At 70.9% G+C, this 12,717-nt stretch carries 13 protein-coding genes; 6 read left to right on the top strand and 7 right to left on the bottom strand.

The window, feature by feature from the left end; genetic code table 11:
* Positions 1-16: 16 nt before the first annotated feature.
* Positions 17-493, bottom strand: coding sequence for a MarR family winged helix-turn-helix transcriptional regulator (locus ACV530_RS07230; protein WP_494331430.1), 477 nt, complete (start codon positions 491-493; stop codon positions 17-19).
* A 106-nt stretch (positions 494-599) separates the two neighbouring features.
* On the opposite strand from ACV530_RS07230, the gene ACV530_RS07225 reads away from it, so the two are divergent.
* Complete coding sequence (locus tag ACV530_RS07225) at positions 600-1,451, top strand: NAD(P)H-binding protein (protein ID WP_494331429.1); 852 nt, start codon at positions 600-602, stop codon at positions 1,449-1,451.
* A gap of 624 nt (positions 1,452-2,075) precedes the next feature.
* Here ACV530_RS07225 and ACV530_RS07220 read toward each other — a convergent pair.
* A complete protein-coding gene (locus ACV530_RS07220) occupies positions 2,076-2,477 on the bottom strand; it encodes an ArsR/SmtB family transcription factor (protein WP_494331428.1) in 402 nt (133 codons plus the stop codon).
* Between the two features lie 110 nt (positions 2,478-2,587).
* Here ACV530_RS07220 and ACV530_RS07215 point away from each other — a divergent pair, with 110 nt between their 5' ends.
* The 3 genes from ACV530_RS07215 to ACV530_RS07205 are packed head-to-tail and all read left to right on the top strand — an operon-like array spanning position 2,588 to position 5,937.
* On the top strand, positions 2,588-4,600 hold the full coding sequence (locus tag ACV530_RS07215) for a heavy metal translocating P-type ATPase (RefSeq protein WP_494331427.1): 2,013 nt from the start codon (positions 2,588-2,590) through the stop codon (positions 4,598-4,600).
* The gene (locus tag ACV530_RS07210) at positions 4,597-5,004 is read left to right on the top strand and encodes a (2Fe-2S) ferredoxin domain-containing protein (protein WP_494331426.1); all 408 of its coding nucleotides are present in this window, start codon (positions 4,597-4,599) and stop codon (positions 5,002-5,004) included. Before ACV530_RS07215 ends, ACV530_RS07210 begins: the two co-directional genes overlap by 4 nt.
* Before the next feature lie 51 nt (positions 5,005-5,055).
* Complete coding sequence (locus ACV530_RS07205; RefSeq protein ID WP_494331425.1) at positions 5,056-5,937, top strand: GNAT family N-acetyltransferase; 882 nt, start codon at positions 5,056-5,058, stop codon at positions 5,935-5,937.
* On the opposite strand, the gene ACV530_RS07200 is transcribed toward ACV530_RS07205, so the two are convergent.
* Positions 5,910-6,338, bottom strand: coding sequence for a YunG family protein (locus ACV530_RS07200; protein ID WP_494331424.1), 429 nt, complete (start codon positions 6,336-6,338; stop codon positions 5,910-5,912). The two genes, ACV530_RS07205 and ACV530_RS07200, sit on opposite strands and share 28 nt — an antisense overlap.
* A 126-nt stretch (positions 6,339-6,464) precedes the next feature.
* On the opposite strand from ACV530_RS07200, the gene ACV530_RS07195 reads away from it, so the two are divergent.
* Positions 6,465-7,718 (top strand): serine hydrolase domain-containing protein, encoded by a 1,254-nt coding sequence (locus ACV530_RS07195; protein WP_494331423.1) that lies wholly within the window; start codon positions 6,465-6,467, stop codon positions 7,716-7,718.
* A 4-nt stretch (positions 7,719-7,722) separates the two neighbouring features.
* Here ACV530_RS07195 and ACV530_RS07190 read toward each other — a convergent pair whose 3' ends face one another.
* Positions 7,723-8,766 (bottom strand): aldo/keto reductase, encoded by a 1,044-nt coding sequence (locus tag ACV530_RS07190; protein WP_494331422.1) that lies wholly within the window; start codon positions 8,764-8,766, stop codon positions 7,723-7,725.
* A 97-nt stretch (positions 8,767-8,863) separates the two neighbouring features.
* Here ACV530_RS07190 and ACV530_RS07185 point away from each other — a divergent pair, with 97 nt between their 5' ends.
* Complete coding sequence (locus ACV530_RS07185; protein WP_494331421.1) at positions 8,864-9,487, top strand: TetR/AcrR family transcriptional regulator; 624 nt, start codon at positions 8,864-8,866, stop codon at positions 9,485-9,487.
* 27 nt (positions 9,488-9,514) lie between these two features.
* Here ACV530_RS07185 and ACV530_RS07180 read toward each other — a convergent pair whose 3' ends face one another.
* Genes ACV530_RS07180 through ACV530_RS07170 form a run of 3 tightly spaced genes read right to left on the bottom strand, consistent with a single transcriptional unit; the run spans position 9,515 to position 12,654 of the window.
* Positions 9,515-10,387: a carbohydrate ABC transporter permease gene (locus ACV530_RS07180; protein WP_494331420.1), complete on the bottom strand. Its 873-nt coding sequence runs from the start codon at positions 10,385-10,387 to the stop codon at positions 9,515-9,517.
* Complete coding sequence (locus ACV530_RS07175; RefSeq protein ID WP_494331419.1) at positions 10,384-11,307, bottom strand: carbohydrate ABC transporter permease; 924 nt, start codon at positions 11,305-11,307, stop codon at positions 10,384-10,386. The genes ACV530_RS07180 and ACV530_RS07175 overlap by 4 nt, the downstream gene beginning before the upstream one ends.
* Positions 11,308-11,310: 3 nt before the next feature.
* Positions 11,311-12,654, bottom strand: a complete 1,344-nt coding sequence (locus ACV530_RS07170; RefSeq protein WP_494331418.1) for an extracellular solute-binding protein — start codon at positions 12,652-12,654, stop codon at positions 11,311-11,313.
* Positions 12,655-12,717 lie beyond the last annotated feature (63 nt).

The raw sequence follows: 12,717 nt of genomic DNA, 5'->3' as shown, positions 1-12,717 counted from the left end.
CCAGGACTCGAGGGGTCTAGGGCTCCAGAGGCCCGGCCTCCCGCAGCCGGTCGGCCTGCTCGCGGCCGACGGCCGAGGTCCGGGCGAGGTAGTCGCCGATGACGGCCAGCTCCTCTTCCGTATAGCTCTCCAGCACCGCGCGGAACGCCTTCCCCGGACCGCCCCACGCCGCCCCCACCCTCGCCACGGAACTGTCCGTCAGGACGACCAGGGCGCGCCTGCGGTCGTCGGGATCGGCCCGGCGTTCGGCGAGCCCGGCCTTCTCCAGCCGGTCGACGAGCCGGGTGGCGGAGCCGGGGGTCAGCCCGGTGAGCTTCGCGATCTCGCCCGCGCTCAGGGGCCCGTCCTCCATCTCGAGCAGGCTCAGGCACTGGAGATCGGTGGGATGCAGGCCCAGGCGGCAGGCCATCGCCTGATTGAAGAGCGTGTACACGGCATAGTGCCGGCGACTCTCGCCCGCGATCCGCCTCAACAACTCCGCCCGCTTCGCCACCGGTTCACCTTCCGCGTTCGATTACTACTTGAACAACTCGATCTTTGCGCGACACAATCTTTTCGCGACGCACACTTCTCTCTCGCTCGCACATCCTACGAAAGGCATGTCCACCACCATGACGACCCTTGTCACCGGCAGCCGCGGCCGCGTCGGCCGCACGCTCATCGACCTTCTGCACACCCAGGGCCTGCCGGTCCGGGCCGCCTCGAACACCCCCGGCGAACTCCGCCTCCCGGACGGCGTTCCCTCGGTCCGCTGCTCCTTCGACGCCCCGGACACCTTCCGCACCGCGCTCGAGGGCGTCACCTCGGTGTTCCTCTACGCGCAGCCGTCCCACATCGACACCTTCCTGACAGAGGCCGCCGCAGCGGGAGTCGAGCACATCGTGCTGCTCTCCTCGTCCGCCGTCCTCATGCCGGATCCCGCGAGCCACCCCATCGCGGGCTTCCACTGGGAGACGGAGCAGGCCCTGGCCGCCTCGCCGATCACCTCGACCTTCCTGCGCCCCGGCCACTTCGCCACCAACGCCCTCGGGTGGGCCCCGTCCATCCGCTCCACCGGCGTCGTACGCCACCCCGCCCCCGACGCGCACACCGACCCCATCCACGAACTCGACCTCGCCGAGGCCGCCTTCGCCGCCCTCACCGACCCCAGCAAGCGCGGCGGCATCCACACCCTCACCGGCCCGGAGTCCCTCACCTTCCGCGAACAGATCGACCGCATCGGCCAGGCGATCGGCCGGACCGTCGAGCTCGACGTCATTTCCGGCGAGCAGTGGAAGGACGAGACGTCGGACTGGGTCCCGGCACACCTCGCCGATGCCCTCCTCGCCGGATGGCGCGCCACCGAGGGCACCGCTGCCGACGTCACCGCCGAGGTCGAGACCCTGACCGGCCACCCGGCCCGCTCCTTCACCACCTGGGCCGAGGACCACGCGGCGGACTTCATGCACTGACAGCTTGCGCCCGGCGGTCGTCAGCACGAGGAGAAGGCGATCCGCCAAAGCGGAGCAAGCCCACACTGCCGAGCGGTATGGTGGTGTGGCTGCCGGACATCGTCAGCGCTCGACAAGAAAGCCCCCGGAAACGGAAGGCCAGATCCGTTCCGAGGGCTCCCCAGGAGCTATCGGTCCTCTGCCCCATATTGTTGGTGGGACAGCGGACCGTCCTGGCGGTCAAGGGCCTGTTCGAGGCCCCACCCCGCGAGTTTGGCCATCGCGCCGGCAAGGGCGGCCCAGGCCAAGTACTTCACGCGGCGCCAGACGGCAGTCCGGTTGATCCGCTTCGGTTGCTCCTTTGTATGACGCCCCATAGGCGTCTCCTCCCCATAGGGGTAGTGCACCTTGGCCGGTGGGTGCGCCGGGGACACCCGTACCGGGTGCCCTCGGCGAGCATCCGGACGCGAGTTGTCCCCTGGGGAGGAGACGCACGAGAGTGCGTCGTCGGCGACCATAGCAACTCGACGCTGTCGCACGGCGTGTAGACCGTAGAAGGTCCAACGCTGCACGCTTCAGACCGACTTCACACCATCAGTGCGTGGACACTGACCGGAAATGACGATCCGAGGGACGCCAGTCGCGTCAGGCGCCGGGAACGGCGGCCTCGGCGTCCGGCTCGGCAGCATCGACGGGGATGTCGGTCAGGCCGAGTTGCAGGTGTTCCACGTGGTACAGGGCCTGGTCCAGGAGTTCGGCAACGTGGTTGTCGTAGAGCGAGTAGACCACCGAACGGCCCCGGCGTTCGCCGACCACCAGGTCGAGGTTGCGCAGCAGGCGGAGCTGGTGGGAGCAGGCGGACTGTTCCATGCCGACCTCTGCGGCCAGCTCGGTCGCCGGGAGGGGGCCCTCGCGCAGGCGGGCGAGGATCAGCAGCCGGGACGGGGTCGCCAGGGCCTGCAAGGTGGTGGCGACCTTGGCGGCACTGCTCGCATCCAGGCGCGTGCGCGGGACGGCGTTCTTCGCGGAAGCGGCTCCATGACCCATGGGTTCATGTTACCGGGCAGAGATGTACACATGAATCAATGTTCATGTGTTCCTGTATGGTGAAGGAGTTGCACCCTTCCCCTTGCCGCTCGCGAAGGATCACCGCTGCGATGACTTCCACCCTGACCCCCATGTCTCCGGCGACCGATGCCGTCCGGGACGTGGTGGCGCCTCGGCGCCGCACCCGGATCTTCGCCCTGCCCGAAGCGCGGTGGGCAGCCGCCGCCCTGGTGCTGTTCCTGATCGCCCTGCCGCTGCATCTGCTCGGTGCACCGGCATGGGCGTGGGGCCCGCTGTACGCGGCGACCTACATCACCGGCGGGTGGGAGCCCGGCTGGGCGGGCCTGCAAGCGCTGCGCGAGAAGACGCTCGACGTGGATCTGCTGATGGTGGTCGCCGCGCTCGGCGCCGCCGCCATCGGGCAGGTTCTCGACGGCGCGCTGCTGATCGTCATCTTCGCCACTTCGGGTGCGCTGGAGGCGATCGCCACCGCCCGCACCGCCGACTCCGTACGGGGACTGCTCGACCTCGCCCCAGCCGTCACGACCCGCATCACGGACGGCGGCGGCGAGGAGACCGTGCCGAGCGCCGACCTGAAGATCGGCGACACGATTCTGGTCCGGCCCGGTGAGCGCATCGGCGCGGACGGCCGCGTGCTGGACGGGGCGAGCGAGGTGGACCAGGCCACCATCACCGGCGAACCCCTGCCGGTGGCCAAGGAGACCGGGGACGAGGTCTTCGCCGGCACCCTCAACGGCACCGGCGCGCTGCGGGTGAAGGTCGAGCGCGACCCGTCCGATTCGGTGATCGCCCGGATCGTGGCCATGGTGGAGGAAGCCTCCGAGACCAAGGCTCCCACCCAGCTGTTCATCGAGAAGGTCGAACAGCGGTACGCCATCGGCATGGTGGCCGCCACGATCGCGCTGTTCGCCCTGCCCCTGCTCTTCGGCGCCTCCCTGCAGCCGACGCTGCTGCGAGCGATGACCTTTATGATCGTCGCCTCCCCGTGCGCGGTCGTGCTCGCGACCATGCCGCCGCTGCTGTCGGCCATCGCCAACGCCGGACGCCATGGCGTCCTGGTCAAGTCCGCCGTCGTCATGGAACGGCTCGGGCAGGTCGATCAGGTGGCGCTGGACAAGACCGGCACCCTGACCGAGGGCACGCCCCGCGTCACCGACGTCCGCCCTCTGCCCGGCACCGGCATGGACAAGGACGAGCTGCTGACGCTCGCGGCGGCGGCCGAGCACCCCAGTGAGCACCCGCTGGCCCGCGCGATCGTGAACGCCGCCCGCACCCGGGACCTGTCCATCCCGCTGGTGGCCGACTTCACCTCCGCCCCCGGCACCGGCGTCACCGCCACCGTCGACGGCCGGGCCGTCGCGGTCGGCAGCCCCGCCCGTCTGCGGGGCGGCCGCGACGACCACCCGGCTGCCGGACTGGCCGCGCGGCTGGAGAACGAAGGCCGGACCGCGGTGCTCGTCGAGATCGACGGCGCCCCTGTGGGCGTGCTCGGTATCGCCGACCGCCTGCGCGACGAAGCCGCCGCCACCGTCACCGCGCTCTCCGCGCTGACCGACCGCGCACCGGTCCTGGTCACCGGCGACAACCCGCGCGCCGCCGCACGTGTCGCCGAAGAGGCCGGGATCACCGATGTCCGGGCCGGACTCCTGCCCCAGGACAAGGTCGCGGCGGTACAGGACATGACGAAGGCGGGCCGCAAAGTGCTGGTGGTCGGCGACGGCGTCAACGACGCACCGGCGCTGGCCGCCGCCCACACCGGCATCGCCATGGGCCGGGCGGGATCCGACCTCGCCCTGGAGACCGCCGACGCGGTCGTCGTCCGCGACGAACTGGCCACCATCCCCACGGTCATCAGCCTCTCGCGCCGGGCCCGGAAGCTCGTGGTGCAGAACCTGGTCATCGCCGGGACCTTCATCACCGGCCTGGTCGTCTGGGACCTCGTCGGCACCCTGCCCCTGCCGCTCGGTGTCGCCGGCCACGAGGGCTCCACCGTGATCGTCGGCCTCAACGGCCTGCGTATGCTGGCCGATACCGCCTGGCGCCGGGCCCGATGGGGGGACCGTCCACACCGTTCAGGCCATGAGGGAGGAAACGGCCAGTGAGCCGCCGCAACCGGAAGGCTGCCCCCGCTCCGGCGGGGGCAGCCCGCTGCACGGTCACCGTCTGCCGGGGCTGCTGCTGCGGCACACCCAAGATCCCCGGCCTCGACCACGCGGCCCAACTCGCGCAGCTTCGGGGCTCCCTCGCCGGTGAGGCACAGGTACGGGCCACCAACTGCCTGGATGCCTGCGAGCACGCCAACGTCATCGTCGTCCAGCCCTCCCCGGAAGGCCGCAAGGCCGGTGGGCGCCCCGTCTGGCTCGGCCTCGTCAACGACCCCGACGCCACGGAGGACATAGCCGCCTGGATACGCGACGGCGGCCCGGGCCTCGCCGATCCGCCCGCCATCCTCGACCTTTACGCGTTCACGCCTTCGCGCCGCGTCCGCCAGGCCCTGGAGGCCTGACGCGGCGAAATCCGGGTGCCGTGGGGTCCGGCTGGTCCCTAGTCTGACGCAATGGACGCGGTGCAGCAGGTCAGGCCCATGCGGGATGAGGATCTTCCGTCGGCGGAACGGGCCTCTGCGGCAACGTTCTTCCAGGCGGACCGGGAGTCCCGGCGGGTCAACGAGCCCGAAATCGAGCCGCGTTCGGCGGATGGGGCGCGGCAGTGGATCGACCGGGTGCGCTATTTCCTGAGCGTCGACCCGGGCGGTTGCCGGGTCGCGGTGGACGGCGACCGGATCGTCGGGTTCGCCATCTCGCAGAACCGCGGCGGGCTGTGGTACCTCGCGACCTATGGCGTCCTGCCCGACTGCCAGGGGCAGGGCATCGGCAGACGCCTGATGGACGCCGCTCTCGCCCACGCCGACGGACGCCCGGGCATCTTCTCCTCCAGCGTCCACCCCGGCGCCACTCGCCGGTACCGTCTCGCCGGTTTTTCGCTGCACCCGCAGATGCGCATGGTCGGCACCGTCGACCGGTCCCGGCTCCCCGCGGTGGACGGCCTCCGGGAAGGCGGAACCGACGACTTCGTGTGGATGGACCGGCTCGATGCCGACCTCCGCGGCGCGGGCCACGGCCCCGACCATGCCCGCATGCTCGAAACCCACCGGTTGGCCGTGTCCCGCGACCGGGCCAGGCCGGGATACGCCTACATCGACGCTCGGGGGCGGGCGACGCTGCTGGCTGCCGCCCGTCCGGAGACCGCACAGAGGCTGTTGTGGGAGGCGCTGGCCTCGGCCGAGGGCGACACACTCGTCAACTGCATTACCACGCCCAATGAATGGGCGATCGATGTCGGCCTTGCCGCCGGCCTCGCCATTGACCAAGAGGGCTACATCGCGGTCCGCGGGATGTCCGTTCCGGCGCCCTACCTGGCCAGTGGCCATTTCCTCTGACCCCCTTCCGGCTCCGGCAGCTCGCCGAGCCGCTCGACGAGGCGTTCACGCAGGAGGAGATACTCCGCCCACCGGCGGGGCAGCGGCCCCGGCGGACGTTCGACGACCCGTGCGGCGGTGACCGTCTGGCCGAGGCGGAACTGCTCGCGCGTCAGGTCGAGTTCGACGCCGTTGGGCAGCTTGTTCCACCAGTGGTAGCCGTGCTGCTCTCCGTCCAGGTACACCTCGCCGACCATCAGGTCGCCGCCGAAGAGGTCGTTCACGATGAGGGCGGTGATATCGCAATGCCCCCAGGCGGGGTTGCCGGGCTGCCAGTCGGCCTGATTGTCGGGCGAGCAGGTGTCCGCGGCCCAACACGCTCGCAGGGCTTCGTCGAGGACGAGCAGGTTCCAGGGAGTCATGCGGGCAGCATCGCAGCCACCACTGACAACGCCCCGGCCCCTGACATCGCCTCAGGGTCAGGATCGGGGACAGCATCCGGGCCGCTCCCCGATGGCAGCAGGCACGCGATGCGGCACGCTCGGAGCATGACTTCCGCACCGCCGACGACCGGTCGCAGACGACTCTCCCTGGCAGCCGTGACCTGCGCGGCTCTCACCGCGATGGCCATGGGCACGGCCGCTCCGGCCATCGCCGCCACCGCCACCGCCACCGCCACCGCCACCGCCACCAAGCCTGTGGCATCGGCCCATTGCCACGGCACGGACACCCCGCTCCCGCCGCTGGCCCCGAAGGCCTTGGAGGCCGCGATCTCCAGCGTGCCGCACGAACAGGTCACGGCGATGCTGGCCCGGGTCGGCGGACCTGCCGGGCACTGGGCGGACTCGTCCGGCACGGCCGACGAGATCACCAAGGCAAAGGCTCCGGTGAACGGGCGATTCCGGCTCGGCAGCGTGAGCAAGGTCTTCATCGCCACCGTGATCTTCCAACTCAGCGCAGAGCACCGGGTCGATCTCGACCGGCCCGTCCAGGACTACCTCCCGGACGCGCTGCCCGGCCAGCCGCCGATCACCGTGCGCCAGCTGCTCAACTACACCAGCGGCCTGCCCGAGTTGATGCCGGACGACATCCCCATGGACCCGAAGGGGAGCGTCGAGCACCGCTTCGACGACCACCCGCTTTCCGACCTGGTCGCCAAGGCTCTCAAGCACCCCCGATCGCCCTACGCCCCCGGAGCGGAACAGCACTACGGTTCCACCGGCTACTACGTCGCCGGGATGCTCGTCGAGAAGCTGACCGGCCACAGCTACCAGAAGGAGGCCACGCAGCGCATCCTGCGCCCTCTGCACCTGCGCGACACCACCGCCCCGGAGACCGACACCACCATCCCCGGCCCGCATGCCCACGGCTACATGGGTGTTCCCGACGACAAAACCGGCAAGACCGTTCTCCATGACGTCACCGAACAGAACCCCGGTGCCGGCGGTCTGATATCCACCACCGCCGACCTGGACCGCTTCATGACCGCGCTCTTCCGCGGCCGCCTCCTGCCGCCCGCCCAGCTCGACGAGATGTTCGCCGTCCCCGACAACGCCGTGGGCACCAAGGGCAAAGTCGCCTACAGCGCGGGCCTCATGCGCGTCGCCCTCCCCAACAACGTCGTCGTATGGGGCAAGACGGGCAGCACCTTCGGCTACACCGACGGCATGTTCGCCACCAAGGACCTGAAGCGCCGCCTCGTCTACTCCTTCAACCCCACCAGGGGTGGCGGCAACGACAAGGACCTCGTCAACCGGATGGTCTCGGCGGCCTTCGACCCGCCCAAGCAGGAAGGACGTTGACCACTCAACGCCGCCCGGTGACGGGAGGGTTGAGGCGGGCGAAGCCCTCCTGCCGCTCGTACGGGAAGTACGGGTACGGCGCCGCCTTCGCGCTCGCCGCGTCGAGTTTCGCCATCTGGTCCGGGGTGAGCGTCCAGCCGACGGCGCCGAGGTTCTGGCGGAGCTGTTCCTCGTTGCGGGCGCCGATGATGACGGAGGAGACGGTGGGCCGTTGCAGCAGCCAGTTGATGGCGATCTGCGGGACGGCCTTGCCGGTCTCCTCGGCGATCTCGTCGAGGGCGTCGACCACGCGGTAGAGGCGGTCGTCCTCGACGGGCGGGCCGAAGGAGGCGGTGTCGTGCAGGCGGCTGCCGGCCGGCAGCGGCGCGCCGCGGCGTATCTTGCCGGTGAGCCGCCCCCAGCCGAGCGGGCTCCAGACGATCGCGCCGACGCCCTGGTCGAGCCCGAGGGGCATCAGCTCCCACTCGTAGTCGCGGCCGACGAGGGAGTAGTAGACCTGGTGCGCGACATGGCGCGGGCGGCCGTTCTTCTCCGCCTCGGCGAGGGACTTCATCACCTGCCAGCCGGAGAAGTTGGAGACGCCGGTGTAGCGGACCTTGCCCGCCTGGACGAGGGTGTCCAAGGCGGCCAGCACCTCCTCGACCGGCGTGCCCGCGTCGAAGGCGTGGAGCTGGAAGAGGTCGAGGTAGTCGGTGCCGAGCCGGCGCAGCGCGTTCTCGCACGCGGTGATCAGGCGGGAGCGGGAGGTTCCCGCGTCGCCCGGTCCGTCGCCCGTCGGCAGGCCGGTCTTGGTGGACACGATCACCCGGTCCCGGCGGCCCTTGATCGCCTCGCCGAGCACCTGCTCCGACGCGCCGTCGGAGTAGACGTCGGCGGTGTCGAACATGGTGATCCCCGCGTCCAGGCAGATGTCCACGAGGCGCCGCGCCTCGCGTGCGTCGGTGCTGCCCCATGCGCCGAACAGCGGGCCCTGGCCGCCGAACGTGCCGGTGCCGAAGCTCAGTACGGGGACCTGGAGCCCGGATGCGCCCAGTCGCCTGTATTCCATGTCAGCCCTCCCACTCACCATTAACGGATCTGCTGTTCCGTTAAGCTTGGATGTGACGATAGCAGGACGCGACCACTAATGGAACAGGAGACCCGTTATGGGATCGGGGGATGGCGAGCAGCCCGGAAGCCTCCGCCCCGGAGGGCGCACGGCACGGGTGCGGGCGGCAGTGCTGCAGGCAACCGGCGACGCCCTCGCGGAGCAGGGCTTCGCTCACCTGGACCTCGCCGACATCGCGCGGCGCGCCGAGGTGGGCAAGACGACCGTGTACCGGCGCTGGGGCTCGGTGACCGCTCTGGTGGCCGACCTGCTGGCGGACATGGCCGAGCAGTCGCTGCCCCGCACCGAGACCGGCTCCCTGGCCGACGACCTCAGGGCCAACGCCCGGCTCGTACAGCGCACTCTGGCCGATCCCCGGCAAGGCCCCCTGTTCAAGGCGGTGATAGCGGCCGCCACATGCGACCCGAGGACGGCGGAAGCCCTGCACCGCTTCTACGAGATCCGCGTCGAGGAGTGGGCACCGTGCGTCCATCAGGCCGTCGGCCGCGGTGAGTTGCCGACGGGCACCGATGCCCACGAGGTGATCCGCGCCGTCTCCGCCCCCCTCTACTACCGCCTGCTCACCAGCGGCATTCCCCTCGACGAGGCCGCAGCGGACCGCGCCGCCGACGCGGCCGCGACCGCGGCGCGGGCAGGGGTGTACGTACGGGCCGCGGAGTAGCGGCGCGTCAGACCCGGCCCCATGCCCTTACGCCCCCATGCTCCGCGTGATCCCGCGGAGGTAGTGGCGTTGCAGGAGAAGGAAGAGGGCCAGGACGGGCAGGGTGCCGAGGACGAGCGCGGCCATGAGCAGCGGGGTGGTGCGCTGCGGGTCGAGATGACCCTGGAGGAGTTGCATGCCGACGGGCAGTGTCATCAGGTGAGGGTCGGCCGTGGCGATCAGCAGGGGCCAGATGTATTCGTTCCAGGTCGCGGTGAAGGTGAGAAGGGCGAGGGTGACGAGGGCCGGTGTCGTCTGGGGCAGGACGATGCGCCACCACAGGGTGAACTCCCCCGCGCCGTCGAGGCGGGCCGCTTCGAGGATCTCGTCGGGAATGACGGTGATGAACTGGCGCATCAGGAAGATCCCGAAGGCCGAGACCGTGAAGGGCAGGACGAGGGCGACGATGCCGGTGGTGAGGCCGGTACCGCCGTGTCCGTAGAGGTCGTTGCCGCCCGCGAGGGGCCAGTGCGCCAGGAGCAGGAAGTGGGGGATCAGGAACAGGAACGGCGGCAGCATCATCGTGGCGAGGACGAGACGGAAGAGCAACGCACGGCCGGGGAACCGCAGTTTGGCCAGGGCGTAGCCGGCCAGGGAGGACGTGCACAGCACGGAGGCGGTGACGGTGAGAGCCGTGAGGACACTGGTGCGGGCCAGTGCGGCGAGGTCGAGCCGGTCCACGGCGTCGCGGTAGTTGGTGAGGCCGAAGGCCGAGGGCAGGAAGCGGTAGGGCAAGTGCCCGTAGTCGCCCGGGCCCTTGAACGAGGTGAGCAGCATGTCGGCGAACGGCAGCGCCATGACGAGTGCGCCGACGGCGGTGACCGCCCAGGGCAGCAGGGGGGTGCGGCGTCCACGGCTCATGTGCCGTCTCCTCCGTTCTCGAAGAGCCGCAGCTGGGCCAGGGTGATCGTCAGGGTGACGAGGAGGAGTACGAAGGCCGCGGCGGCGGCCGTGCCCCAGTCCCCGTAGGTGAAGGCCCGGAGGTACATCTCCAGCGCGGCGACGTCGGTGGCGTCCCCGGGCCCGCCGTTCCCGGTCATGACCGTGATCAGGGCGAAGGACTGGAGGCCGGTGAGCAGTTGGGTGATACAGACGAACAGCAGGGCCGGCCGGAGCAGGGGGATCGTGATGTGCGTCAGTACGGTCAGCGGTCCCGCCCCGTCGAGCTCGGCGGCCTCCAGGCAGTCCCGTGGGACGGCGGCGAGCCCGGCGGACAGGATGAGGACCGCGCTGCCCAGTGAGGCCCATGACTGGACGAGCATCACGGAGGGCAGTGCGGTGGTGGGGTTCTGGAGGAATGCCACGGAGTCCAGGCCGAAGGTGTTGAGGACGGAGTTGAGGGGCCCGTCCTGCTCGTAGAGGTGCTTCCAGGCGTTGCCGGTGGCGACGACGGTGGTGACCACGGGCAGGAAGTAGAGCGCGCGCCACAGTCCTTGGCCGGGCAGGCGGTCGAGACACAGGGCTGCCACCAGGCCGCCGCCGGTGGTGAGGACGACGGTGCCGGCCGCGAACAGCAGGGTGTTGGTGAGGACGGGGTGCAGGAAGGCCGAGCCCTGCGAGAACAGGGTGGTGAAGTTGTCCGGGCCGGCGAACGTCATGCCGGAGAGGCCGGGCCGGGCCCCGGTGGACAAGGCCAGCGCACCGGTGAACAGGACCGGCAGGACGACGAAGACGGCGTAGAACAGCAGTGCCGGGAGGAGGAAGAGGAGGGCGACGGCGGCCTGGCGCCGGTGCGGGTGCGGCTGCCCGGGCTTGTGCGGGAGGGGTCTTCGCGGCCTCATGGCTCAGCCCGGACGGGAGAGTTCTCTGTCGACTTGCCGACAGGTGGCGTCAAGGGCTTCCGCAGCCGACAGGCGGCCGCTCCACATCTCCTCGATGTTCTTGCGCAGCACTGCCTTGGCCTGTTGTGCGCGCGGCCCGTTGGGCTCGGGGGTGACGTGGGCGAGTGCGTCGAGGAAGGGGCGGGCGTTGGGGTCGCCGTGCTCACCGAGCAGGGCCCGCATGTCGGCGGCGCGGGCGGTCATCGAGCCGGCCGCCCACTGCAGGGCGCTCATGCGGGTGACGCGGACCCCGGCGGTGCGGGTGCGGTCCGCGTTCAGCCAGCGGACGAACTCCCATGCCGGCTCCGGGTGTCGGCACTGGGTGTTCACCCCCATCAGGTAGGCCGTGGCCAAGGTGCCCCGGCCGCCGGGCAGCACGGCGGTGAGGACGTCCCGGTACCGCTCCCCCATCGAGGAGGCGAGACTGCCGCGCCACCAGCCGCCGTTGACCGCCATGGCCGCCCGGCCCGCGGGGAAGGCCGCGTACATGTCGATCGCCGGATCGCCGGCGCCGCCACGCACCAGCCGCTGCAAGAAGCCGAACACCGTTTCGCCGGGCGGGGAACCGAGGGTGCAGCGCCGGCCGTCCGGGGTGAGGAAGGCACCGCCCCGGGAGGCGAGGAGGGCCAGCACCTGGTTGGCGGTCGCGGAATCATCCGCGCGGGACAGGGCCAGCCCCTGGACGGCGGTGTTGCCGTGGCCGTCCCTGCGCGCTGCGGCCCGGGCGACGGATTCCCATTCCCCCCAGGTGCGCGGAGGCCCGGCCGCGCCCGCCGAGGCGAGAAGGCGGCGGTTGCAGTAGAGGCCGTACGTCTGGACCTCGGTCGGGTAGCCGAACACGGTGCCGTCGACGCTGACCGCCCGGGTGACCGCGGCGGGAAACCCGTCCCGTACGGACCCGGCATCGCCCGCCGGCACCGGACGCAGCACTCCGGCACGCACCAACTGCCCCGCCCAGAGGGCGTAGAGGTGGAGGATGTCCGCTCCCTGCCCCGCTGCCTGACGCACCACGACTGTGGTGAGCAGGTCCTCGAACCGGACGGCCACGGTCTCCACCCGGCTGCGCGACTGCCCGGCATTCCAGTCGTCGACGGCGCGCTGCAGGCCGTCCTTGAGCGCACCTTCCCCGTAGTGCGACAGCAGCTTCAGTACCACCGGGTCACGGCCGCCGCCCCCGCCCGACCCCGGCCCCCGCCCCGGCCCGCACCCGAGCTCCGGTGCGGCACCGAACCCTCCGGCCGCGATACCTGCAAGTCCGGCCAGCACCCGGCGCCGCCTCACCGCGAAGGCAGCGGACTCGTTCGGCATCGGCGATCACCCCATCTCGGACGCGCCCTCGACGCGCGGCTCTTGGAGAGATTTGAGTGTGCC

Source organism: Streptomyces sp. SX-6 (genome assembly GCF_059089585.1).
The sequence above is the reverse complement of the archived record's forward strand: the minus strand, read 5'-3'. Positions and strand labels throughout refer to the sequence as shown.

Coding starts and splice junctions, on each gene's coding strand:
- ACV530_RS07175 (WP_494331419.1), bottom strand. CDS start 11,307: ATGAGGCCGCGAAGACCCCTCCCGCACAAGCCCGGGCAGCCGCACCCG.
- ACV530_RS07220 (WP_494331428.1), bottom strand. CDS start 2,477: ATGGGTCATGGAGCCGCTTCCGCGAAGAACGCCGTCCCGCGCACGCGC.
- ACV530_RS07200 (WP_494331424.1), bottom strand. CDS start 6,338: ATGACTCCCTGGAACCTGCTCGTCCTCGACGAAGCCCTGCGAGCGTGT.
- ACV530_RS07180 (WP_494331420.1), bottom strand. CDS start 10,387: ATGAGCCGTGGACGCCGCACCCCCCTGCTGCCCTGGGCGGTCACCGCC.
- ACV530_RS07205 (WP_494331425.1), top strand. CDS start 5,056: ATGGACGCGGTGCAGCAGGTCAGGCCCATGCGGGATGAGGATCTTCCG.
- ACV530_RS07225 (WP_494331429.1), top strand. CDS start 600: ATGTCCACCACCATGACGACCCTTGTCACCGGCAGCCGCGGCCGCGTC.
- ACV530_RS07170 (WP_494331418.1), bottom strand. CDS start 12,654: ATGCCGAACGAGTCCGCTGCCTTCGCGGTGAGGCGGCGCCGGGTGCTG.
- ACV530_RS07195 (WP_494331423.1), top strand. CDS start 6,465: ATGACTTCCGCACCGCCGACGACCGGTCGCAGACGACTCTCCCTGGCA.
- ACV530_RS07215 (WP_494331427.1), top strand. CDS start 2,588: ATGACTTCCACCCTGACCCCCATGTCTCCGGCGACCGATGCCGTCCGG.
- ACV530_RS07185 (WP_494331421.1), top strand. CDS start 8,864: ATGGGATCGGGGGATGGCGAGCAGCCCGGAAGCCTCCGCCCCGGAGGG.
- ACV530_RS07190 (WP_494331422.1), bottom strand. CDS start 8,766: ATGGAATACAGGCGACTGGGCGCATCCGGGCTCCAGGTCCCCGTACTG.